This is a genomic window from Microbacterium sp. NPDC077184, from assembly GCF_040687055.1.
Classification (GTDB): Bacteria; Actinomycetota; Actinomycetes; order Actinomycetales; family Microbacteriaceae; genus Microbacterium.
Genome location: NZ_JBFBMM010000009.1, coordinates 85,001 through 104,418, shown reverse-complemented (window position 1 = coordinate 104,418; position 19,418 = coordinate 85,001). Strand labels below are relative to the sequence as shown.

Sequence of the window (19,418 nt, the reverse complement as noted above, 5' to 3'; positions counted from 1 at the left end):
GCGCACCGGCCCAGGCTACCACCGCCACCCCGCCGACACCGTGCGCGCCACCGTGAGACGATTCGTCCGGGGCGGACACTCTGGTGTCGAGAGACGACGACCGCCGATGGGAGACGAGAGTGAAGGACGGCGATGGGACCGACGGACACGCGGGATGATGCGGCCCTCGTCGCCGCAGCATCCGAGGGCAGCGAACGGGCGTTCGGCGAACTGTTCCGCGCATACGCAAAACCCGTGTTCTGGATCGCGCACGGGTTGCTGGGCGATGCGGCCGACGCGGAGGACGTGACGCAGGAGACCTTCGTCGTGGCCTGGCGGAAGCTTCCGGGGCTCGAACTGGCGGGGGGATCGCTCCTCCCCTGGCTCGCGACGATCTGCCGGTTCCAGAGCGCGAACCGCATCCGCATCCAGCAGCGCGACCGCCGGCACCGTTCCGCGTTGATCGACGAGACCCTGCCGTCCACGGTCGATGTGGAGCAGCAGGTGATCACCGCGGGCCTCGCCACGCGGATCGCGGACGAGGTCGCCGGCCTGAGCGAGCTCGATCGCGAGGTGTTCCGACTGTGCGCGGCCGAGGGATACGCCTATCAGGCGGCCGCGGACGAGCTGGGGGTCGCGCACGGCGTGGTCAGGAACCGTCTCTCTCGTATCCGCACGAGACTGCGGACCGTGGTGAAGGAGAGCACGTGAACAGTTCTGAGATGGATGACGACGTCGTCCTCACCCCGATCGACGACGAGCGCCTCGCGCGCATCGAAGACGGGGTTTTCACCCGCATCGGCGAGGAGCGACGACGGGAGGGACGGCGACGAGCGCGACGCGGACGGATGTGGATGGCCGGCGGCGCGGCGGCTGCCGTCATCGCGGTGGCAGCGGTCATCGCTCCGAGCGTGGGCGATGTGGTCTCCGGCGGGAACGACGCCGCGGTGGGTCCCGCCTCCGCCGAGGTGTCCGACTCCGGGGCGGTCGCCCTCGATGCGGCGCCGCAGATGAGCACGGAGGCCGATCTGCGCGGCGGCGCGACGATGGCCGACGGTGCACAGGTCATCTCGTCTGCTTCGGCCACGCTGAGGGTGACCGATCCGGCCCCGGCCCTCGACGCGATCGGTTCCGCGGCGATCACCCGCGGCGGATACGTCGAGTCATCGCGGATCGGCGCGTGGGAACCCGTACAGCCGATCGACGTGATGCCCGGGGAATCCGGCGCCGCCGTTTACCCGGACACCTCGGGCGGGTGGATGAGCGTGCGCGTCCCGGCCGACGAGTTGCCTGCGCTGATCGAGGACCTCGCCGGGTTCGGCGAGGTGGTCGCGGCGTCGATCGATCGCACCGACGTCACGGCGCAGGTGGTCGATCTGGAGGCGCGTGTGGAAGCCGCCGAAGTGTCCGTGGAGCGCTTGACGCAGCTCCTCGCTCAGGCCGCCGACGTCACCGACCTCATCGCCGCCGAATCCGCGCTCGCCGAACGTCAGGCGACGCTGGAGTCGTACCAGCAGCAGCTCGAGATGCTCGACGATCAGGTCGCGATGGCGTCTCTGTGGGTGACCGTCGAGCCGCGCACACCCACGGTCACCGCCGATCCGGCGGGATTCACCGACGGTGTCGCAGCCGGATGGAACGGGCTGGTGGCGACCCTGAACGCGATCGTCATCGCCCTGGGCTTCCTGATGCCGTGGATCCTCGTGCTCGGCGCGGCCGGCGCGGTCGTCTGGCTCATCGTGCGGGTGCTCCGTCGACGTCGCGCGACCAGGACTGCCGTGTCGTCGGAGTCGACGACCGAGTGACGCCGCGCACGAACGAAGAAGCCCGGACCATTCGGTCCGGGCTTCTTCATGTTGGTGACCCCAGCGGGATTCGAACCCGCGTTACCGCCGTGAGAGGGCGGCGTACTAGGCCGCTATACGATGGGGCCGTTTTCGCAACCGTTCGAGTATGCCATGGCATTCGCGCGAGAGACAAATCGAGGCGGGAATCGATGCCGGGCTTGTCGTCGACGGGTCCGCCCAGTTGACTCGACGCATGCGAGTGACAAAGTTCGAACACGCCACACTGGTGCTCCGCGAGGCCGGAAAAGCCCTCGTGATCGATCCCGGATCGTTCACCTCTCCCCTGGACGATCTGGGTGATCTGGTCGGCGTCGTGATCACCCACGAGCACGCCGACCACTGGTCTGCGGAGCACCTCACGCGACTGCGCGACCGGTACCCGGATGTCCCGATCTACGGCCCGCCCGGCGTGGTCGCCGCCGCTGCGGGCTTCGACGTCGTGCCGGTGCATCCCGACGACCGGCTCGACCTCGCTCCGTTCGACCTCCGCTTCTTCGGAGGTCGCCACGCCGTCATCCACTCCTCGATCCCGGTCGTCGACAACGTCGGCGTCCTGGTCAACGAGCGCCTCTACTATCCGGGCGATTCGTACGCCGTTCCGCACGGTGTCTCCGTCGACCTGCTCGCCGCGCCGGTAGGGGCGCCCTGGCTGAAGATCGGTGAGGCGATCGACTTCGTCCTCGACGTCGCTCCCCGCCGTGCGTTCGCGACGCACGACATGACGCTGTCGGCGGCGGGCCTGGAGATGGGACGGGCGCGGTTGCGATGGGCGGTCGAGCAGGATGGCGGCTCATTCGCCGCCCTCGCCCCCGGAGACTCCCTCGACCTCTGACGCGCGGACGGCGAAAGGACGAGGACGGATGCCGCACGGCATCCGTCCTCGTCCTTTCGTGATGGTCCTACTCGGCGTCGAGGTCGGTCTCCAGCAGCGTGACGAGCTCGTCGAGCGCCTGCTCGGCACCCTCGCCCTCCGCTTTGAGGGTCACGACCGTGCCGTGAGCCGCCCCGAGTCCCATCAGCGACAGGATGCTCCCGGCGTTGAGGTCAGGGCCGCCCTCGACCGCGATGGTGACGGGAACCGGCTTGTCCTGCACGGCCTGGACGAAGAGCTTCGCCGGTCGAGCGTGCAACCCTGAGCTGCTGGCGATGGTGGCCTGGCGTTCTGCCATGATTTCTCCTTCGAGATGGGTGATGGTCGGGGGTCAGACGGCGACCGCGGCCTGCATGGGAGCCTCGGCCTGCAGGAGTTCTTTGCGGCCGACCCACTTCTTGAGGGCGACGACGACGAGGGCGGACACGACGGTACCGGCCACGAGCGCGATCAGGAAGCCCCAGAAGGGATTGATCGCGAACCAGACGAACAGACCACCATGCGGGGCCAGGGACTGGACGCCGAAGACCATGGTCAGCGCACCGGTGACCGCACCGCCGACCATGGACGCCGGGATGACCCGGAGCGGATCGGCAGCGGCGAACGGGATGGCTCCTTCGCTGATGAACGATGCTCCGAGCAGCCACGCGGCCTTGCCGTTCTCCCGTTCGACGGGGGTGAACAGGTCGCGTGCCAGCAGGGTCGACGCCAACGCCATCGCCAGCGGCGGCACCATTCCCGCGGCCATCACCGCGGCCATGATGAGGTACGGCGTGGGGTTCTCCGCGGAGCCCGCGGCGAGACCTGCCACGGCGAAGGCGTACGCGACCTTGTTGATCGGACCACCGAGGTCGAAGCACATCATGAGGCCGAGGATCACACCCACCAGAACGATGCCGGACGTGCCGGCAAGGTCGGTCAGCCACACGTTCAGCGCATCCATGAGGGTGGCGATGGGGCGCCCGAGGAAGAGGATCATGAGCCCCGACGCCACGATCGAGGCGACCAGCGGGATGATCACCACCGGCATGAGACCGCGCAACCAGCGCGGCACGTCGAGGCGCCCGATGGCGGCGGCGACGAAACCGGCGAGCAGACCGCCGATGATGCCGCCGATGAAGCCGGCGTCCATCAGGACGGCCACCGCACCGGCGACGAAACCCGGGGCGATGCCGGGGCGGTCCGCGATCGCGAAGGCGATGTAGCCCGCCAGCGCCGATACGAGGAACCCCATGGAGGTCGCGCCGATCATGAACATGACCGATCCGAGGTACTGTCCGAGCGGCCCGAACTGCGACGTGATGTCTTCCGTCGGGAGGTCCCAGAGCGAGTTCTGCGTGATGACGTTGGCGGCGTTCGCGGTGACCTCGTACCCGCCGAGGGCGAAGCCGAGCGCGATCAGCAGGCCGCCGCCGGCGACGAACGGGATCATGTAGCTCACGCCGGTGAGGAGGATCCGCTGGATGCGCGCGCCCCAGCCGATGTTCGCATCGGATGCCGACGCGGAGGTCGCGGCGGCCGCGGCGGCGTTCACCCGCGGCGCGGAGGGGTTCTTCGCGGCGGCGACGGCCTCGCCGATCAACGCGGCCGGCTGTTCGATACCGCGCTTGACCCCGGAGCGGACGACGGGCTTGCCCGCGAAGCGCTGGAGCTCGCGCACGTCCACATCGGTCGCGAAGATCACGGCGTCCGCGTCGTCGATCACGCTCTGCGGCAGCGCCTGGTAGCCGCTGGACCCCTGGGGCTCGACTGTCAGCGCCACGCCGGAGGACTTCCCCGACGCGGTGAGGGCGTCGGCTGCCATGAAGGTGTGGGCGATCCCTGTCGCACAGGAGGTCACGGCGACGATGCGGGCAGGACGACCATCGATCAGGAGGGATTCGTCCGCCGAGGGCGCGGCCTGCGAGGTCGGCGCAGCGACGGACGCGGCAGCGGCGTCGGCGGGAGCGCCCTCCTCGCCGATCGCCCGGCGGACGATCGCGACGACGTCTTCGTCGGTGGCCGCGGCCCTGAGGCCCGCGGTGAAGTCGTCCTGCATGAGGCTGCGGGCCAGCTTCGACAGGACCGCGAGGTGAGCCTCGGCGGCACCCGCGGGGGCGGCGATGAGGAACACGAGGTCTGCGGGCCCGTCGGCGGCCCCGAAATCGACGCCCGGCGCCAGCCGAGCGAAGGCCAGAGAGGCCTCCGACACGGCGGCGCTCTTGGCGTGCGGGATCGCGATTCCGCCGGGGAGGCCGGTCTCGTCCTTCTGCTCGCGCGCCCACGCGTCGGCGAAGAGGCCTTCCGCGTCGGTGGCGCGGCCCTGCGCGACGACGCGTTCGGCGAGAGCCCGGATGACGGCAGCTTTGTCGGCGCCGAGGTCGACGTCCAGGCTCACGAGGCCTGGAGTAATGGTCTGGGACACGGTGACCTCCAATGGTCGGATGTGGTGAAAGGGGTGTCAGCGAAGTGCGGTGACGAGGACATCGCCGCGCGGAAGATCCGTCGGGTGCGGCGCCTGCGTGCCGGGGAGCGCTGCCGCGGCGGCGCCGTAGAGGATCGAGGAGCGGAGCTTCTCGGCGGGCACGGCGCCGGCGTGATCCGCCAGGAGGTACCCCGCCAGGGAGCTGTCACCGGCGCCGACGGTGCTCACCACCTCGATGCGGGGCGGGCGGCCGAACCACTCACCTTCGGCGGTGACGAGGACCGCGCCTTCCCCGCCGAGGGTGATCAGCGCCGCGCCGATCTTCGCGGACGCGACGAGTCTGCGGGCCGCCTCGGCGACGCCGGCGACGAGGGTGTCGGACGGGGCCGCGGACCCGGTGAGATCCGCCAATTCCTCGTCGTTGGGCTTGATCAGATCGGGCCGGGCGCGGTCCACCACCGCGCTGAGCGCGGCCCCGGACGTGTCGACGGCGATCCGCGGCGCGCCGTCGCCGAGGGCTCGACGGACCGCCTCGATGACCCGCACGTAGAAGTCGTCCCCGGCTCCCGGAGGCAGGGACCCTGCCAGGACGAGCCACCGGGCTCCCCGTGACGCCTCCACGACCGCGGCGATGACCGCGTCCGCCTCCGACACCGACAGCGTCGCGCCGGGGAGGTTCAGCTTCGTCGTGATCCCCTCGGGATCGGTGATCGTGAGGTTCGCGCGGGCGCGGCCGGCGATCGGGACGCGCACGGCGTCGATCCCCGTGGCACGGAGGGCACCGTCGAACGGATCGTCATCGGCGAGCGGGAGCACGGCGCGCACGGCCACACCCGCCCCGGAGATCACCCGAGCGACGTTGATGCCCTTACCACCGGCATCCTCCCGCCCCGGGTGGGCCGGCTGTACCTCGCCCGGCCGAAGGGCTGCGTCCACCACGATCGTACGATCGAGGGACGGGTTCGCGGTCAGGGTGACGATCATGAGAGCCAGACCTCCACGTCGGCGGCGGCGAGGCCATCGGACAGCTCCGCGTCGAGCGGGGCATCGGTGACGAGGACATCGATGTCGGCGATGTCGGCGAAGGAGACCAGGGACTCGACCCCCATCTTGTCGGCGTCGGCGAGGACGATGACGCGGCGCGCGGCACGGACGATCGCGGCCTTGACCGCGGCCTCCGCAGGATCGGGGGTGCTCAAGCCGAATCCGGCCGTGATGCCGTTCGTGCCGACGAAGGCGAGATCGGGACGCAGCGACCGGAGGGCGTCGACCGTGGAGGGCCCGACCGCGGCGGCGGTGATGCCGCGCACCTGGCCACCCAGAACGGTCAGATCGATCCCCGGAACCGTGGACAGCGCGTGGGCGACGGGGACGGCGTGTGTCACGGCGTCGATGTGCGCCCCGGTGCCGGCGACGCGATCACCCATGAGACGGGCGACGGCGGCGGCGGTCGACCCGGCGTCGAACAGGACCGACCCGCGCCACCCACGCGTGATGACCTCGAGTGCGCGCCGCGCGATGGCCTCCTTCGCGCCGGAGTTGACGCCCGTCCGTTCCGCGATCGAAACCTCCGTGGTGCTGCCGCCCCGCGAGGGCACGGCTCCCCCGTGCACGCGCCGGAGGACGCCTTGTTCCTCCATGGCGTCGAGGTCGCGACGGATCGTCTCGGTCGTCACCCCCAGGTCGCGCGCCAGGTCGACCACGGACACGCGACCGCGATCGGTCAGGCTCCGGGTGATGTGAGCGTGTCGCTCCGTCGCGTACATGGTCCGTCCTCAGCGTCAAGGTGCCCTCACGCTACAACAGAAACCAAACCAAAACAAGAAGAAACAACAGAAACCCACACGGGCACGCCTAAGCAGAAAAGCAAGAAGCCCGGCTCTCCGCTGAGCGGATGCCGGGCTATCTGTCTTGCTGGGGTACCTGGACTCGAACCAAGAACAACTGAACCAGAATCAGCCGTGTTGCCAATTACACCATACCCCAAGGGGGTTCCGACCGAAGTCGTACCGAGGATCGAGTCTATCCCACGGCAGACCACCGGACAAACCGGCCGGCACCCGGGCGGGTCACCGGTTCACGAACTCGGTGAGGCGCCGCAGGGTCGCGTCCTTGCCGAGGAGCTCCAGCGATTCGAACAGCGGCGGAGAGATCCGTCGACCGCTGACGGCGACCCGCAACGGCCCGTACGCGATCCGCGGCTTCAATCCGAGTCCGTCGATCAGCGCCGACACGAGCACCTCCTGGATCGCGCTTGCGGAGAACTCGGACGCCGGAAGCTCCTCGAGGGCTGCCACGGAGGCGACGATCACCTCATCCGCGTTCGCGGTCAGCGAGGCGATCGCGTCGTCCTCGTACGACACGGAATCCGTGAAGAGGAAGCCGAGAAGGCCCGGGGCGTCACCCAGAAGGGGCAGCCGTTCCTGGATGAGGGGCGCGGCCGCACGCAGGAGTCGCGCCTGCTCCCCCGTCGGAGGCGCATCGACGACCCCCGCGCCCTGAAGGTACGGGATGATGCGTTCCGCGAAGACCTCGGGCGGCAGCATCCGGATATGGTCCCCGTTGATGGCCTCGGCCTTCTTCTGGTCGAAACGGGCGGGGTTCGGATTCACATCACGGATGTCGAAAGCTTCCGTGAGCTCCTCGAGGGAGAACACGTCCCGGTCCGGTGCGATGGACCACCCGAGAAGGGCGAGGTAGTTCAGCAGGCCTTCGGGGATGAAACCCCGCTCCCGTTGCAGGAAGAGATCGGCCTTCGGGTCGCGCTTGGAGAGCTTCTTGTTCCCGGTGTCGCCCAGAACGAGGGGCATATGGGCGAAGCGAGGAATGAAGGAGGTAACGCCCGCCTCGACGAGGGCTCGGTAGAGCGCGAGCTGACGCGCGGTGGACGGCATGAGATCCTCGCCGCGGATGACGTGGGTGATTCCCATCAGCGCGTCGTCGACGGGGTTGACGAAGGGATAGAGCGGGACACCGCCCGCTCGGACCAGGACGAAGTCCGGGAAGGATCCCGCCGGAAAGGTCACCTCACCGCGGATGAGATCGACGTAGGTGAGGTCTTCGTCCGGCACACGCAGGCGCCAGGCGGGCTGACGCCCCTCCGCGCGGTACGCGGCGCGCTGCTCCTCGGTCAGATCCCGGTCGACGTTGTCGTAGCCGAGCTGCTTCGCGCGGCCGTTGGCCTCGTTGCGCGCGTCGATCTCTTCCGCAGTCGAGTAGCTCTCGTACACCGCACCCGCATCCACGAGCTTCTGCAGCACCTCGCGGTAGATCTCGTGGCGCTGCGACTGACGATAGGGCGCGTGCGGCCCCCCGACCTCGACACCCTCATCCCAGTCGATGTTCAGCCAGCGCAGAGCTTCGAGGAGCTGCTGGTAGCTCTCCTCGCTGTCACGGGCGGCATCGGTGTCCTCGATCCGGAACACGAGCTTCCCACCGTGGTGGCGGGCGTAGGCCCAGTTGAAGAGCACGGTGCGGATCAGACCCACGTGCGGGAGGCCCGTCGGCGACGGGCAGAATCGCACACGGACATCGGCTCCGGTGGCGGTGGTGGTTCGGGGATCGGCTGAGGCAGACATCGCCTGCAATTCTAGGTGCCCGCTTCGGCCCGGCCCTTCACCGGTGCGACGCGGTCGGTGCGTACGAGCACCGCAAGGACCGCCGTCGCGATGACGGCCAGACCGACGACGAGCGCGAGCCCGCCGTAGCCGATCGCGGACAGGACGATCCCCGACCCGATCGCGCCGAGCGCCCCGACGAAGCTCATGGAGAAGTCGCTGATACCCTGGCGGCGCGTGCGCCGATCCTCCGTCGAGGCTTCGGTGAGGAGCGCCGCCCCGGCCACCGTCGCTGCGCTCCAGCCCAGGCCGAGCAGCACGAGGGCCACCGTCACCGCCGACGTGGACTCCGACCCGACGGAAGCGAGTACAAGCGAGGACGCGAGGATGCCCTGTCCGAGGAGGATCGTCCGCAGCCGCCCCCAACGGTCGGCCAGGATGCCGAAGAGCGGCGCCGCCGCGTACATCCCGGCGATGTGCAGACTCAGGGTCAGGCCCACGATCACGAGATCCGCGCCGTGATGGAGCAGGTGGACGGGCGTCATCGCCATGACCGAGACCATGACCACGTGCGAGGCGGCGACTGCGAAGATCGCGTATCGCGCGAGGCTCGGACGATCGGGACCCGCGATGGTGCGGCCGGACCCCCTCGTCGCGGCCGTGTCCAGCCGGATCGCGAGCACGAGCGGGTCGGGGCGGAGCGCGAAGAGGTAGAGCACGATCGCGAGCACCTGCGCCACGATGGTGAACACGTACGCGCCGGTGAGGGGCGGCATGCCGAGCGCCGCACCCACCGTCTCCCCCGGGCCCGCGAGGTTCGGTCCGAGCACCGCCCCCACCGTGGTCGCCCAGACGACCAGGGACAGATCGCGTCCTCGCGTGGCGTCGGTGGCGAGGTCGGCGGCGGCGAATCGCGACTGCAGGTTCGCCGCCTGGCCCGCTCCGATGAGGAGGAACGCCGCGAGGAGGAACGGAAAAGACCCGAATGACGCGGCGACGATAACGCCGACCACCCCGGCGAGGGCGCCGGCGGTACCCGTCGTCAAGGACACGCGTCGACCCGCTTGTCGCGCCAGGGCGGCGAGCGGGATGGCGACGGCGGCCGTCCCCAGCGTCACCGCCGCGGTGGCCAGGCCGGACAACGCGTCGTCGCCGGAGACGTCCGCGGCGAGGACGGCTCCGAGGGAGAGCGTGGCCCCGAAAGCCACACCGCCGAGCACCTGACCGGCGCCGAGCACCGCCACGGTGCGCCGTTGGATGCGGGCGCGCTCGGTGTCGGAAATCGGCGACGACGCGGTCACGCCGGTGACGACGCGCGCACGGTGTTGCGGAGGATGCCCAGTCCCTCGACATCCACTTCCACGGTGTCACCCGCGGCGAGCGGACCGACGCCCGCCGGGGTGCCGGTCAGGATGACGTCGCCGGGCAGAAGGGTGAACGCCGCGGAGGCGTACGCGATGACGTCGGCGAGCGGGAAGATCATGTCGCTGACCGGTCCGTTCTGACGTTCCTCACCGTTGACGCGCGTGCGGAGGCGTGCCGACCCGGTGGGGTCAAAATCCGTCTCGATCGCGGGCCCGAGCGGACAGAACGTGTCGAACCCCTTCGCCCGCGCCCACTGCCCGTCACTGCGCTGCAGATCGCGCGCGGTGACGTCGTTGGCAGCGGTGTATCCGAAGACGTAGTCGAGGGCGTCATCCGCCGACACGTTCTTGGCGATCCGCCCGATGACGGCCGCGACCTCGCCCTCGAAGTCCACCCGCTCGGACTGCGGGGGCAGGACGATGGCATCCCCCGGGCCGATGACCGAGGTGTTCGGCTTGAAGAACAGCAGCGGTTCGGCCGGAACGTCGTTCCCGAGCTCGCTGGCGTGGTCGCGGTAGTTGCGCCCGACACACACGACCTTCGAGCGGGGGATCACCGGGGCGAGGAGCGCCACATCCCCGAGCGGCACCCGCTCTCCCGTGGTGTCGAAACCCGCGAAGAGGGGATCGGCTGCGAGGACCACGAGCTCCCCGTCGTCGAGGATGCCGTAGCGGATGGCGTCGTTGTGGCTGAAGCGGACGATCTTCACGGCGACCTCACGCGTCCAGGCGGGTGAGCCAGCCGTGGACATCCTCGCGGCGTCCGTACTGGATGTCCGTCAGCTCCTCGCGGAGCGACAGCGCGAGGGATCCGCTCGGCTGCTCGTCGAGGAAATCGCGACCCTTCAGCATGCCGATGGGCGTGACGACGGCCGCCGTCCCGCAGGCGAACACCTCGACGATGTCGCCGGAGGCCACGCCGTCGCGCCACTCGGCGAGGGAGACCGCCCGGCCCTCGACGCGGTGGCCGCGGTCGCGCGCGAGCTGCAGGATCGAGTCACGGGTGATGCCTTCGAGGATCGACGGCGACTGCGGGGTCACCAGCGTGCCGTCCTTACGGACGAACACGACGTTCATGCCCCCGAGCTCCTCGACGTTGCCGTCCGCGTCGAGGAAGACGACCTGGTCGCACTCGTTCTCATACGCCTCGGACTGCGGGAGCAGGCTCGCGGCGTAGTTGCCGCCGGTCTTCGCCGCCCCCGTCCCGCCCTTGCCGGCGCGAGCGTAGTCCTCGCTCAGCCAGATCGAGACGGGCTGGACGCCGCCCTTGAAGTACGCGCCCGCGGGCGAGGCGATGACGTAATAGCCCACCTTGTGCGCCGGACGGACGCCCAGGAACGCCTCCTTGGCGAACATGAACGGCCGGAGGTACAGGCTCTGGTCGGGGCCGGACGGCACCCAGTCCCCGTCGACGGCGATCAGCTCGCGCAGCGACTGGATGAAGTACGGGACGGGGAGTTCGGGGAGCGCCAGCCGGCGGGCGGAACGCTGCAGACGCCGGCCGTTCTGGTCGGGGCGGAAGGTGTGGATCGAGCCGTCCGCGTGACGGTAGGCCTTGATGCCCTCGAAGATCTCCTGCCCGTAGTGGAGGACCGCCGCTGCCGGGTCGAGCGCCAGGGGGCCGTAGGGCTGCACGCGCGGACGGTGCCACCCTCCGGTGACCGACCAGCAGATGTCGATCATGTGGTCTGTGAAGCGCGTGCCGAAGCCGGGATTGGCCAGCACCTCCGCTCGCACCTCAGCAGAGGCGGCGTTGAGGTTGCGCGAGACGCTGAAGTCCAGCGGCGGCAGTCCGGTGTCGGTGTCGGTGTCGATGAGGGTCATTTCACGTCCTGGATGTCGGGTCGTCGGCGGCGTCGACTGTGCTCAGATTACGCCCCGAGGCGGGCGGCGATCGCGTCACCGACCTCGGAGGTGGACCGGGCTCCCCCGCTCCGCGCGGCGATGTCCGCCTCGACCGCCCGGGTGACGCGGGATGCGTCCTCGGCGAAGCCGAGGTGCTCCAGCAGGAGGGCGGTGGAGAGGATCGCCGCCGTGGGGTCGGCGATGCCCTGACCGGCGATGTCCGGCGCCGAGCCGTGGACGGGCTCGAACATCGACGGGAACGTGCCGTCGGGGTTGATGTTGCCCGAAGCGGCGAGGCCGATGCCACCGGTGACGGCGCCGGCCAGGTCCGTGAGGATGTCGCCGAAGAGGTTGTCGGTGACGATCACGTCGAAACGAGCAGGGTGGGTGACCAGGAAGATCGTGGCCGCATCGACGTGCAGGTAGTCTACGGCGACCTCGGGGAACTCCGCGCCCACCGTGTCGACGATCCTCTTCCAGATCCCGCCGGCGTGGACGAGGACATTGGTCTTGTGTACGAGCGTCAGGCGCTTGCGGCGGCGCTGCGCCTGCGCGAAGGCGAAGCGCACCACGCGCTCGACCCCGAACGCGGTGTTCACGGATGTCTCGTTCGCGACCTCGTGGGGCGTTCCCCTGCGGATCGTTCCGCCGTTCCCGACGTAGGGCCCCTCGGTACCCTCGCGGACGACGACGAAGTCGATCTCTCCGGGGTCCGCGAGGGGGCCGGGTACGCCCGGATACAACCGCGACGGACGCAGGTTCACGTAGTGGTCGAGCTCGAAACGCAGCTTCAGGAGCAGACCGCGTTCGATGTTCGCGTCCGTCAGGCGAGGGTCGCCCGGCACACCGCCCACCGCCCCGAGGAGGATCGCGTCGTGCGCCGCGATCGCCGAGAGGTCGGCGTCCGTCAGTGTGTCTCCGGTCGCGAGGTAGCGATCGGCGCCGAGGCGGAACGTCGTGCGCTCGAAGCGGACGTCGCTCCCCTCGACCACCGCCTCCAGCACCTTCACGGCTTCGGCGATGACTTCGGGTCCGATGCCGTCTCCGGGGATGACGGCGAGCTTCACGATGCGCGGCATCCCCCCAGATTACTGGCGTCGCCCCAGCGTCGCCGCGGCGATGACGCCGGCGATCACGACGAGGCCCGCGCCGATGAGTGCCGTGACCGTGACACCGGCGCTGAAGGCGGTGCCGGCGGCGTCGGTGAGCGCTGCAGCCAGCGACGGATCGGCGGTCGCCGCGACCTGCGAGGCACCGGCGAGGGTCTCGCGCGCCGCCGTCGCGGGCTCCCCCGTGATGCCGTCGGGGACGACGAGGTTCGCCCGGTAGAGGGCGGTGAGGATGCCACCCAGCACGGCTGTCCCCAGGACGGCTCCGAGTTCGTAGGCGGTCTCCGAGACCGCGCTCGCCGCCCCCGCCTTCGCGGGGGGCGCACTGGCCAGAACCAGCTCATTGGAGACCGTCTCGGCCGCACCGATCCCGATGCCGAGCGACACGAAGGCGACCACCAGCAGCAGGAGACTCCCGCCCTCCCCCATCCGGGAGACGGCGACATAACCGCCGACCGAGAACAGCAGGGCGATAGGCACCACGATCCGCGGCGCGACCCGGCGGGCGATCGGGACGACCAGGAGCCCGGCGGCGATCATCGCGGCGAGCCCCGGCACCAGCGCCACGCCGGCGTTCATCGGGCTCAGCCCGAGGATCAGCTGGAGGTACTGCGCCGCGAAGAAGAGGAAGCCGACGAGGCCGACCACGCTCAGCAGATTCACCAGGAGCGCGCCGCTGAACGTCGGGTTGCGGAAGAGCCGGACGTCGAGCATCGGCTGCGGGCGGCGCAGCTGCCGGCGGACGAACAGGACTCCGAAGCCCACCCCCACGGCGAAGAGGACCGGCGCGACGCTGGCGAGGCCGTAGACAGCGAGCTCCTTGATCCCGTAGACGATCGGCACCATGGTGGCCATCGACAGGACGATGCTGACGGCGTCGATACGCCCGGGCTTCGGGTCGCGGCTCTCGGGCACCAGGAGGGGTGCGAGGACGAGGAGCGGGATCAGCACCGGCACGGCCATGAGGAAGACCGAACCCCAACCGAAGTGCTCCAGGAGGATGCCGCCGACGATCGGACCGAGCGCGGCCCCCGCTGAGAACATCGACGCCCAGATCGCGATGGCGAAACGGCGCTGATCGCGATCGGTGAAGATGCTGCGCAGGAGGGAGAGGGTCGAGGGCATGAGCATCGCGCCGAAGACACCCATCGCGGCGCGAGCGACGATGAGGAGGCCTGCCGTAGGGGCGAACGCAGCCAGGGCCGAGACCGCGGCGAACCCGGTCGCCCCGATCATCAGCATCCGCCGTCGTCCGAACCGGTCTCCGAGCGTCCCCATCGTCACAAGCAGTCCCGCGAGGACCAACGGGTAGGCGTCGATGATCCACAGCTGCTGGGCGCTCGTGGGCGCGAGGTCGACGGCGATCGCCGGCAGGGCGAAACTCAGCACGGTGTTGTCGACCGACACGAGCAGCACCGGCAGCATGAGGACGATCAGCGCCGCCCAGCCGCGCCATCCGACCCGCTGGGTCTTCTCGGCCCGGATCGCAGCGGTGATCGTCTCGGTACTCATCGACACTCCAATTTCTATACCGTCCAGCCGGTATAGTATCAGGATGCCGGAGATCCCGTCGATACGATCGACAGCATGAGTCGTCCCCCGCTTGCGAAGGAACGTGTCCTCGACGCGTTCGAGGCGATCCTGGTCGACGACGGTGATCGTGCCGCGACGATGGACGCCACCGCGCGCGCCGCGGGCGTCTCCAAGGGAGGCCTGCTGTACCACTTCGCATCGAAGGAAGCGCTGGAAGGCGCGCTCCTCGAGCGTCTCCGCATCCTCGTCGCCGAGGATGTCGCCGCGATCGAGTCCGCGGAGGACGGTGCGATCGCCTACTTCCTGCGGTCCTCGATCATGCAGAACGACCCGTTGGACCGGGCGATCCTCGCGGCGTCGCGACTCGCGCAGGGCGGGAAGGACGCTGCGGGCGACGCCCTCCGCGCCATCCGCGACGAGTGGGCGCGCGTGTTGCGTCCGCATGCGCGCGACGAGACAGCCCTGAATCTCGTGATGCTCGTCAGCGACGGCCTCTACTTCAACAACGCGCTCGCCGGCGGGTCGATCCCCGGGCCGGTCCCCGAGGGACCGGAGCTCGATGCGCTCATCGCCCTCGTGGAGGAGGCCTCACGCGGCGGCCATGATGGCCCGTCGCCCGCGATCAGTCCTCGGTGATCTCGATCTGACGGAAGAGATCGGCCCCCGTGGCCTCGCGCATCTCGTCGAGGATCTCCTCCGGCACGGACGCGCCGACGGTGAGGACGGACAGCGCGCGACCGGATCCGTCCGGCTGCGCCACCTGGAGCGCCTCGATGTTGATGCCCGCCGCTCCCAGCTTCTGCCCGTAGATGGCGACGATTCCGGGACGATCCGCGTACCGCATCACCACGTGGTGGTGCGCGAGCGCGACCTCGATCTCGTAGTCGTTGATCCCGACCACCTTCGGAATCATGCGCGTACCCGCGAGGGTGCCGGACACCGTGAGGACCGAGCCGTCCGACAGCGTGCCGCGGAGGGTCGTGATGTTCCGGTACAGCGGGCTCTCGGATTCGACGATGAGGCGGGTCTCGATGCCACGCTGCTCGGCGAAGAGGGGCGCATTGACGTAGGACACGGTGTCGCTGACGACGTTGGTGAAGATGCCCTTGAGCGCCGCGAGACGGTAGACGCTCACGTCGTAGGCGGCGAGCTCGCCGCGCACCTCGATGTCCAGGCTGGTCAACGCCGCCGGAGAGAGCGCCGTGAAGAACTGACCGAGCTTCTCCACGAGAGCGATGCCGGGACGGACGAAGGGGTCGATGACGCCACCGGCGACGTTCACCGCATCGGGGACGAGATCGCCCTCGAGGGCGAGCTTCACCGACCGCGCGACCGACACGCCGGCCTTCTCCTGCGCCTCGTCCGTGCTCGCCCCCAGGTGCGGTGTCGCGACGACGTTGGGGAGGGCGACCAGGTGGGCGGCGACGGAGTCCGCCGACGGCGGCTCCGCGGTGAAGACATCCAGACCCGCCGCGGCGATCGTGCCGTCGGTGAGCGCGTCGAACAGCGCCTGCTCGTCGATCAGGCCGCCGCGGGCGACGTTGACGACCGCGGCGGTCGGCTTCATCATGGCCAGCTGCTCGGCGCCGATCATGCCGGTCGTCTCGGGGGTCTTGGGCATGTGCACGGTGATCACGTCGCTCTGACGGAGGACCTCGTCGAACGAGAGGAGCTCGATCTGCAGCTGCTGCGCGCGGACCGGAGTGACGTACGGGTCGTAGCCGACCACACGCACGCCGAAGGCGCGCAGACGCTCGGCGACGAGAGCGCCGATGCGGCCGAGCCCGAAGATCCCGACCGTCTTTTCGAACAGCTCGGTTCCCGTGAAGGAGCTGCGCTTCCACTGCCCCGCGGCGAGCGAGGCGTGGGCGGCGGGGATGTGACGGGCGATGCTGAGGATGTGGCCGACGGTGAGCTCGGCGGCGGAGATCACGTTGGACGTCGGCGCGTTGACGACCATGACGCCCGCCGTCGTGGCGGCCTTGATGTCGACGTTGTCGAGCCCGACACCGGCGCGGGCGACGACCTTCAGACCGGGCGCCGCGGCCAGAGCCTCGCCGTCGATCTTCGTCGCCGATCGCACCAAGACCGCCTGCGCAGCCGCGAGGGCGGAGAGGAGCGCGGGGCGATCGGTCCCGTCCACGTGGCGCACGTCGAAATCGGGCCCGAGGGCGTCGATCGTGGCGGGAGAGAGCTCTTCGGCGATGAGGACGACAGGCTTCGTCACAGGTGATTCCTTCGGGGCAGAGCGCGACGGCGCAGGGCGGTGCAGGATGCCGCGCCTGCAGCGGGCGCGCGGCGGGCCGCCAGCAAGCCTAGCGCGGGCTCGCGCTTCGCCCGCACGTGTGACGCATCAGTTGAGGAGCGACGAGGTGTTCAGCGACACGTAGGACAGGACGTTGAGCCAGAACACCGCGACCAGCGCGAGCCCGACCAGCATGATCAGCGCGAGCTCATGGGCGCGCCGGCGGAATCCGAGGGCGAACGCGACCGACCACACGAGGACCGGGAAGATCGCGGCGAAGAGCCAGACGAACCATCCGAGGGCGTTGAGGCTGAAGCCCGCCTCGCCGTAGAACGCCACGGTCTGGATCAGATTGCCCACCGCGCTCCACACGGCGTAGGCGAAGAAGAGCCCCGCGGCCGCGGCGATCGCGACGATGAGCCACAGGGGGGCGTGGGGCCGCGCCTGCGTCGGCGGTGCGGTTTCGGTCATCACACGGGTCCGATCGTGAGGAACGGCCAGGGAACGAGGATGAGCGCCCCCGCGAGCAGCCAGGCGAACCGCGCCCATCGGGGGGCGGTTCGGGTGAGGAGGAGCACCACGCCGAACCAGATCGCCGGCGCCGCGACGGCGAGAGCCGTGCTCACGACGAGCATCGCGTCGGGCGTGATGCGCTCCTGCAGCCGGAGTCCGCCGAGAAGCCAGCCGATGGCATAGAGCAGATACACCCCACCCAGGACACCGACGGCGACCAGCGCCGCGTTCCCCGTACCGCCGGCCGAAACCTCCCGGTCCGGGTCGGGCGAGGACGATGGGGGCGGTACCTCCGAGGGGTCCGTCGTCCCGCCGCTGCCGCGACCGACCGCCGTGTATCCGGGCGGAAGAGCCGGAGACTCCTCCGAGCCGACGTCCAGTGTGGGATCGTCGTCCCCCGACCAGCTCAGGGCGTCGTCGTCGGCTCTCGCGTTCACCCGCTCAGCCTAGCGCGGCGACGAAGAAGGCTCCCGCCCCTGGATGCGGGGGCGGGAGCCGGAGTCGCCGGACGTGTGCGCCGGACGTAAGGGAGGTCAGCGCGCGGCGCTGCCCTCGGTGTAGTCGGAGTCCTGCTGCTTCCAGGCGAAGAGCGCCCGGAGGTCCTTGCCGACCTCCTCGATCGGGTGCTGCGCCGCCTTCGCGCGAAGCTCCTGGAACTCCACCGCGCCGTTGTCCTGGTCGCCGATGAAACGCTCCGCGAATGCTCCCGACTGGATGTCGGCCAGGACCGCCTGCATGTTCTCCTTGACGCGGGGGTCGATGACGCGCGGTCCGGAGACGTAGTCGCCGTATTCGGCGGTGTCGGAGACGCTCCAGCGCTGCTTCGCGATGCCGCCCTCCCACATGAGGTCCACGATCAGCTTCAGCTCGTGCAGCACCTCGAAGTAAGCGATCTGCGGCTGGTAGCCCGCCTCGGTCAGGGTCTCGAAGCCGTACTGGACGAGCTGGGAGACACCACCGCAGAGGACGGCCTGCTCGCCGAACAGGTCGGTCTCGGTCTCCTCGGTGAAGGTGGTCTTGATGACGCCGGCGCGGGTGCCGCCGATCGCCTTGGCGTACGACTTCGCCAGGTCCCACGCGGTGCCCGAGGCGTCCTGCTCGACCGCGATGATGTCGGGGATGCCGCGACCGGCGACGTACTCGCGACGGACGGTGTGCCCGGGGGCCTTGGGGGCGACGAGGATCACGTCCACGCCCTCCGGCGCCTGGATGTACCCGAAGCGGATGTTGAAGCCGTGCGCGAAGGCGAGCGCCTTGCCCTCGGAGAGGTGGGGCTTGATCTCGTCGTTGTAGATCCCGCGCTGGTGCTGGTCCGGCGCCAGGATCATGATGAGGTCCGCCCATGCCGCGGCGTCCGAGACCGAGAGGACGCGGAAGCCGTCCTCCTCCGCCTTCGGCGCGGACTTCGAGCCGTCCTTGAGCGCGATGACGACCTCGACACCCGAGTCCCGGAGGTTCTGAGCGTGGGCGTGGCCCTGCGAGCCGTAGCCGACGATCGCGACCTTCTTGCTCTGGATCAGCGCCAGGTCGGCGTCGTCGTCGTAGAAGATTTCAGCCATCTTCGTGGTTCTCCTTGTATCGAGAGTTGGTCGTTCGATCGCGCCGCACCCGCCCAACGACCCTGGGGCGAGGCGGCGTGGGTCACCCGCGCAGGACGCGTTCGGTGATGCTTTTGCCGCCGCGGCCGATGGCCAGCAGCCCCGACTGGGCGAGCTCCTTGATGCCGAAGGGTTCGACCGCCCGCAGGAACGCGTCGATCTTCCCCTTGTCGCCCGTCACCTCGACCACGACCGCGTCGGGCGCGTAGTCCACGATGTGGGCGCGGAAGAGATTCACGACCTCGAGCACGTTGGACCGGTTCGCGTTGTCGGCACGCACCTTCACGAGCATGTGCTCGCGCTGGACGGATGCCGTGGCGTCGAGCTCGACGATCTTGATGACGTTCACGAGCTTGTTCAACTGCTTCGTCACCTGCTCGAGGGGCAACTGGTCGACGTCGACCACGACGGTGATCCGCGACAGTCCCGGCACCTCGGTCACACCGACCGCCAGTGACTCGATGTTGAAGCCGCGCCGGGCGAAAAGGCCCGCCACGCGGGTCAGCAGACCGGGCTTGTCCTCGACGAGGAGACTCAGAACGTGGCTGGGCAT

The 19,418-nt window shown here is 69.6% G+C and carries 19 protein-coding genes and 2 tRNA genes; 4 read left to right on the top strand and 17 right to left on the bottom strand.

The window, feature by feature from the left end; all coding sequences use genetic code 11:
* The first annotated feature begins 132 nt into the window (after positions 1–132).
* A complete protein-coding gene (locus AB0O93_RS14965; protein WP_363344663.1) occupies positions 133–690 on the top strand; it encodes an RNA polymerase sigma factor in 558 nt (185 codons plus the stop codon).
* On the top strand, positions 687–1,784 hold the full coding sequence (locus AB0O93_RS14960) for a DUF4349 domain-containing protein (protein WP_363344661.1): 1,098 nt from the start codon (positions 687–689) through the stop codon (positions 1,782–1,784). The genes AB0O93_RS14965 and AB0O93_RS14960 overlap by 4 nt, the downstream gene beginning before the upstream one ends.
* A gap of 52 nt (positions 1,785–1,836) precedes the next feature.
* Here the strand turns inward: AB0O93_RS14960 and AB0O93_RS14955 are convergent.
* Positions 1,837–1,912 (bottom strand) — tRNA-Glu (locus tag AB0O93_RS14955).
* Between the two features lie 107 nt (positions 1,913–2,019).
* Between AB0O93_RS14955 and AB0O93_RS14950 the strand changes: the two genes are divergently transcribed.
* Entirely contained in the window at positions 2,020–2,658 is a 639-nt protein-coding gene (locus AB0O93_RS14950) for an MBL fold metallo-hydrolase (protein WP_363344659.1), read from the top strand.
* Positions 2,659–2,725: 67 nt separating this feature from the next.
* Here AB0O93_RS14950 and AB0O93_RS14945 read toward each other — a convergent pair whose 3' ends face one another.
* The 11 genes from AB0O93_RS14945 to AB0O93_RS14895 all read right to left on the bottom strand — a co-directional run bounded on the left by AB0O93_RS14945 (position 2,726) and on the right by AB0O93_RS14895 (position 14,488).
* On the bottom strand, positions 2,726–2,995 hold the full coding sequence (locus AB0O93_RS14945) for an HPr family phosphocarrier protein (RefSeq protein ID WP_363344657.1): 270 nt from the start codon (positions 2,993–2,995) through the stop codon (positions 2,726–2,728).
* 33 nt (positions 2,996–3,028) lie between these two features.
* Positions 3,029–5,101, bottom strand: a complete 2,073-nt coding sequence (locus tag AB0O93_RS14940; protein ID WP_363344655.1) for a fructose-specific PTS transporter subunit EIIC — start codon at positions 5,099–5,101, stop codon at positions 3,029–3,031.
* Positions 5,102–5,137: 36 nt separating this feature from the next.
* Complete coding sequence (locus AB0O93_RS14935) at positions 5,138–6,085, bottom strand: 1-phosphofructokinase (RefSeq protein ID WP_363344653.1); 948 nt, start codon at positions 6,083–6,085, stop codon at positions 5,138–5,140.
* A complete protein-coding gene (locus AB0O93_RS14930; protein WP_363344651.1) occupies positions 6,082–6,867 on the bottom strand; it encodes a DeoR/GlpR family DNA-binding transcription regulator in 786 nt (261 codons plus the stop codon). The genes AB0O93_RS14935 and AB0O93_RS14930 overlap by 4 nt, the downstream gene beginning before the upstream one ends.
* A 148-nt stretch (positions 6,868–7,015) precedes the next feature.
* Positions 7,016–7,087: transfer RNA gene (locus AB0O93_RS14925), tRNA-Gln, on the bottom strand.
* 83 nt (positions 7,088–7,170) lie between these two features.
* Positions 7,171–8,679, bottom strand: coding sequence for a glutamate--tRNA ligase (gene gltX, locus AB0O93_RS14920; RefSeq protein WP_363344649.1), 1,509 nt, complete (start codon positions 8,677–8,679; stop codon positions 7,171–7,173).
* An 11-nt stretch (positions 8,680–8,690) separates the two neighbouring features.
* On the bottom strand, positions 8,691–9,959 hold the full coding sequence (locus tag AB0O93_RS14915; RefSeq protein WP_363344647.1) for an MFS transporter: 1,269 nt from the start codon (positions 9,957–9,959) through the stop codon (positions 8,691–8,693).
* Positions 9,956–10,732 (bottom strand): fumarylacetoacetate hydrolase family protein, encoded by a 777-nt coding sequence (locus AB0O93_RS14910; protein WP_363344762.1) that lies wholly within the window; start codon positions 10,730–10,732, stop codon positions 9,956–9,958. Before AB0O93_RS14910 ends, AB0O93_RS14915 begins: the two co-directional genes overlap by 4 nt.
* A gap of 7 nt (positions 10,733–10,739) precedes the next feature.
* On the bottom strand, positions 10,740–11,846 hold the full coding sequence (locus AB0O93_RS14905) for a branched-chain amino acid aminotransferase (RefSeq protein WP_363344645.1): 1,107 nt from the start codon (positions 11,844–11,846) through the stop codon (positions 10,740–10,742).
* Between the two features lie 47 nt (positions 11,847–11,893).
* Positions 11,894–12,946, bottom strand: coding sequence for a 3-isopropylmalate dehydrogenase (locus tag AB0O93_RS14900; RefSeq protein WP_363344643.1), 1,053 nt, complete (start codon positions 12,944–12,946; stop codon positions 11,894–11,896).
* A 9-nt stretch (positions 12,947–12,955) separates the two neighbouring features.
* Positions 12,956–14,488, bottom strand: a complete 1,533-nt coding sequence (locus AB0O93_RS14895; RefSeq protein ID WP_363344641.1) for an MFS transporter — start codon at positions 14,486–14,488, stop codon at positions 12,956–12,958.
* Between the two features lie 75 nt (positions 14,489–14,563).
* Between AB0O93_RS14895 and AB0O93_RS14890 the strand changes: the two genes are divergently transcribed.
* On the top strand, positions 14,564–15,145 hold the full coding sequence (locus AB0O93_RS14890) for a TetR/AcrR family transcriptional regulator (protein WP_363344639.1): 582 nt from the start codon (positions 14,564–14,566) through the stop codon (positions 15,143–15,145).
* Here AB0O93_RS14890 and serA read toward each other — a convergent pair.
* The 5 genes from serA to ilvN form a co-directional block, all read right to left on the bottom strand.
* Positions 15,132–16,736, bottom strand: a complete 1,605-nt coding sequence (gene serA / locus AB0O93_RS14885; protein ID WP_363344637.1) for a phosphoglycerate dehydrogenase — start codon at positions 16,734–16,736, stop codon at positions 15,132–15,134. The genes AB0O93_RS14890 and serA overlap by 14 nt on opposite strands.
* A gap of 126 nt (positions 16,737–16,862) precedes the next feature.
* Positions 16,863–17,225 (bottom strand): bacitracin resistance protein, encoded by a 363-nt coding sequence (locus AB0O93_RS14880; protein ID WP_363344635.1) that lies wholly within the window; start codon positions 17,223–17,225, stop codon positions 16,863–16,865.
* Entirely contained in the window at positions 17,225–17,704 is a 480-nt protein-coding gene (locus AB0O93_RS14875; RefSeq protein ID WP_363344633.1) for a DNA polymerase III subunit gamma/tau, read from the bottom strand. Before AB0O93_RS14875 ends, AB0O93_RS14880 begins: the two co-directional genes overlap by 1 nt.
* A 96-nt stretch (positions 17,705–17,800) precedes the next feature.
* Complete coding sequence (gene ilvC, locus AB0O93_RS14870; RefSeq protein WP_363344631.1) at positions 17,801–18,826, bottom strand: ketol-acid reductoisomerase; 1,026 nt, start codon at positions 18,824–18,826, stop codon at positions 17,801–17,803.
* Between the two features lie 82 nt (positions 18,827–18,908).
* Positions 18,909–19,418: an acetolactate synthase small subunit gene (ilvN, locus tag AB0O93_RS14865; protein WP_301132929.1), complete on the bottom strand. Its 510-nt coding sequence runs from the start codon at positions 19,416–19,418 to the stop codon at positions 18,909–18,911.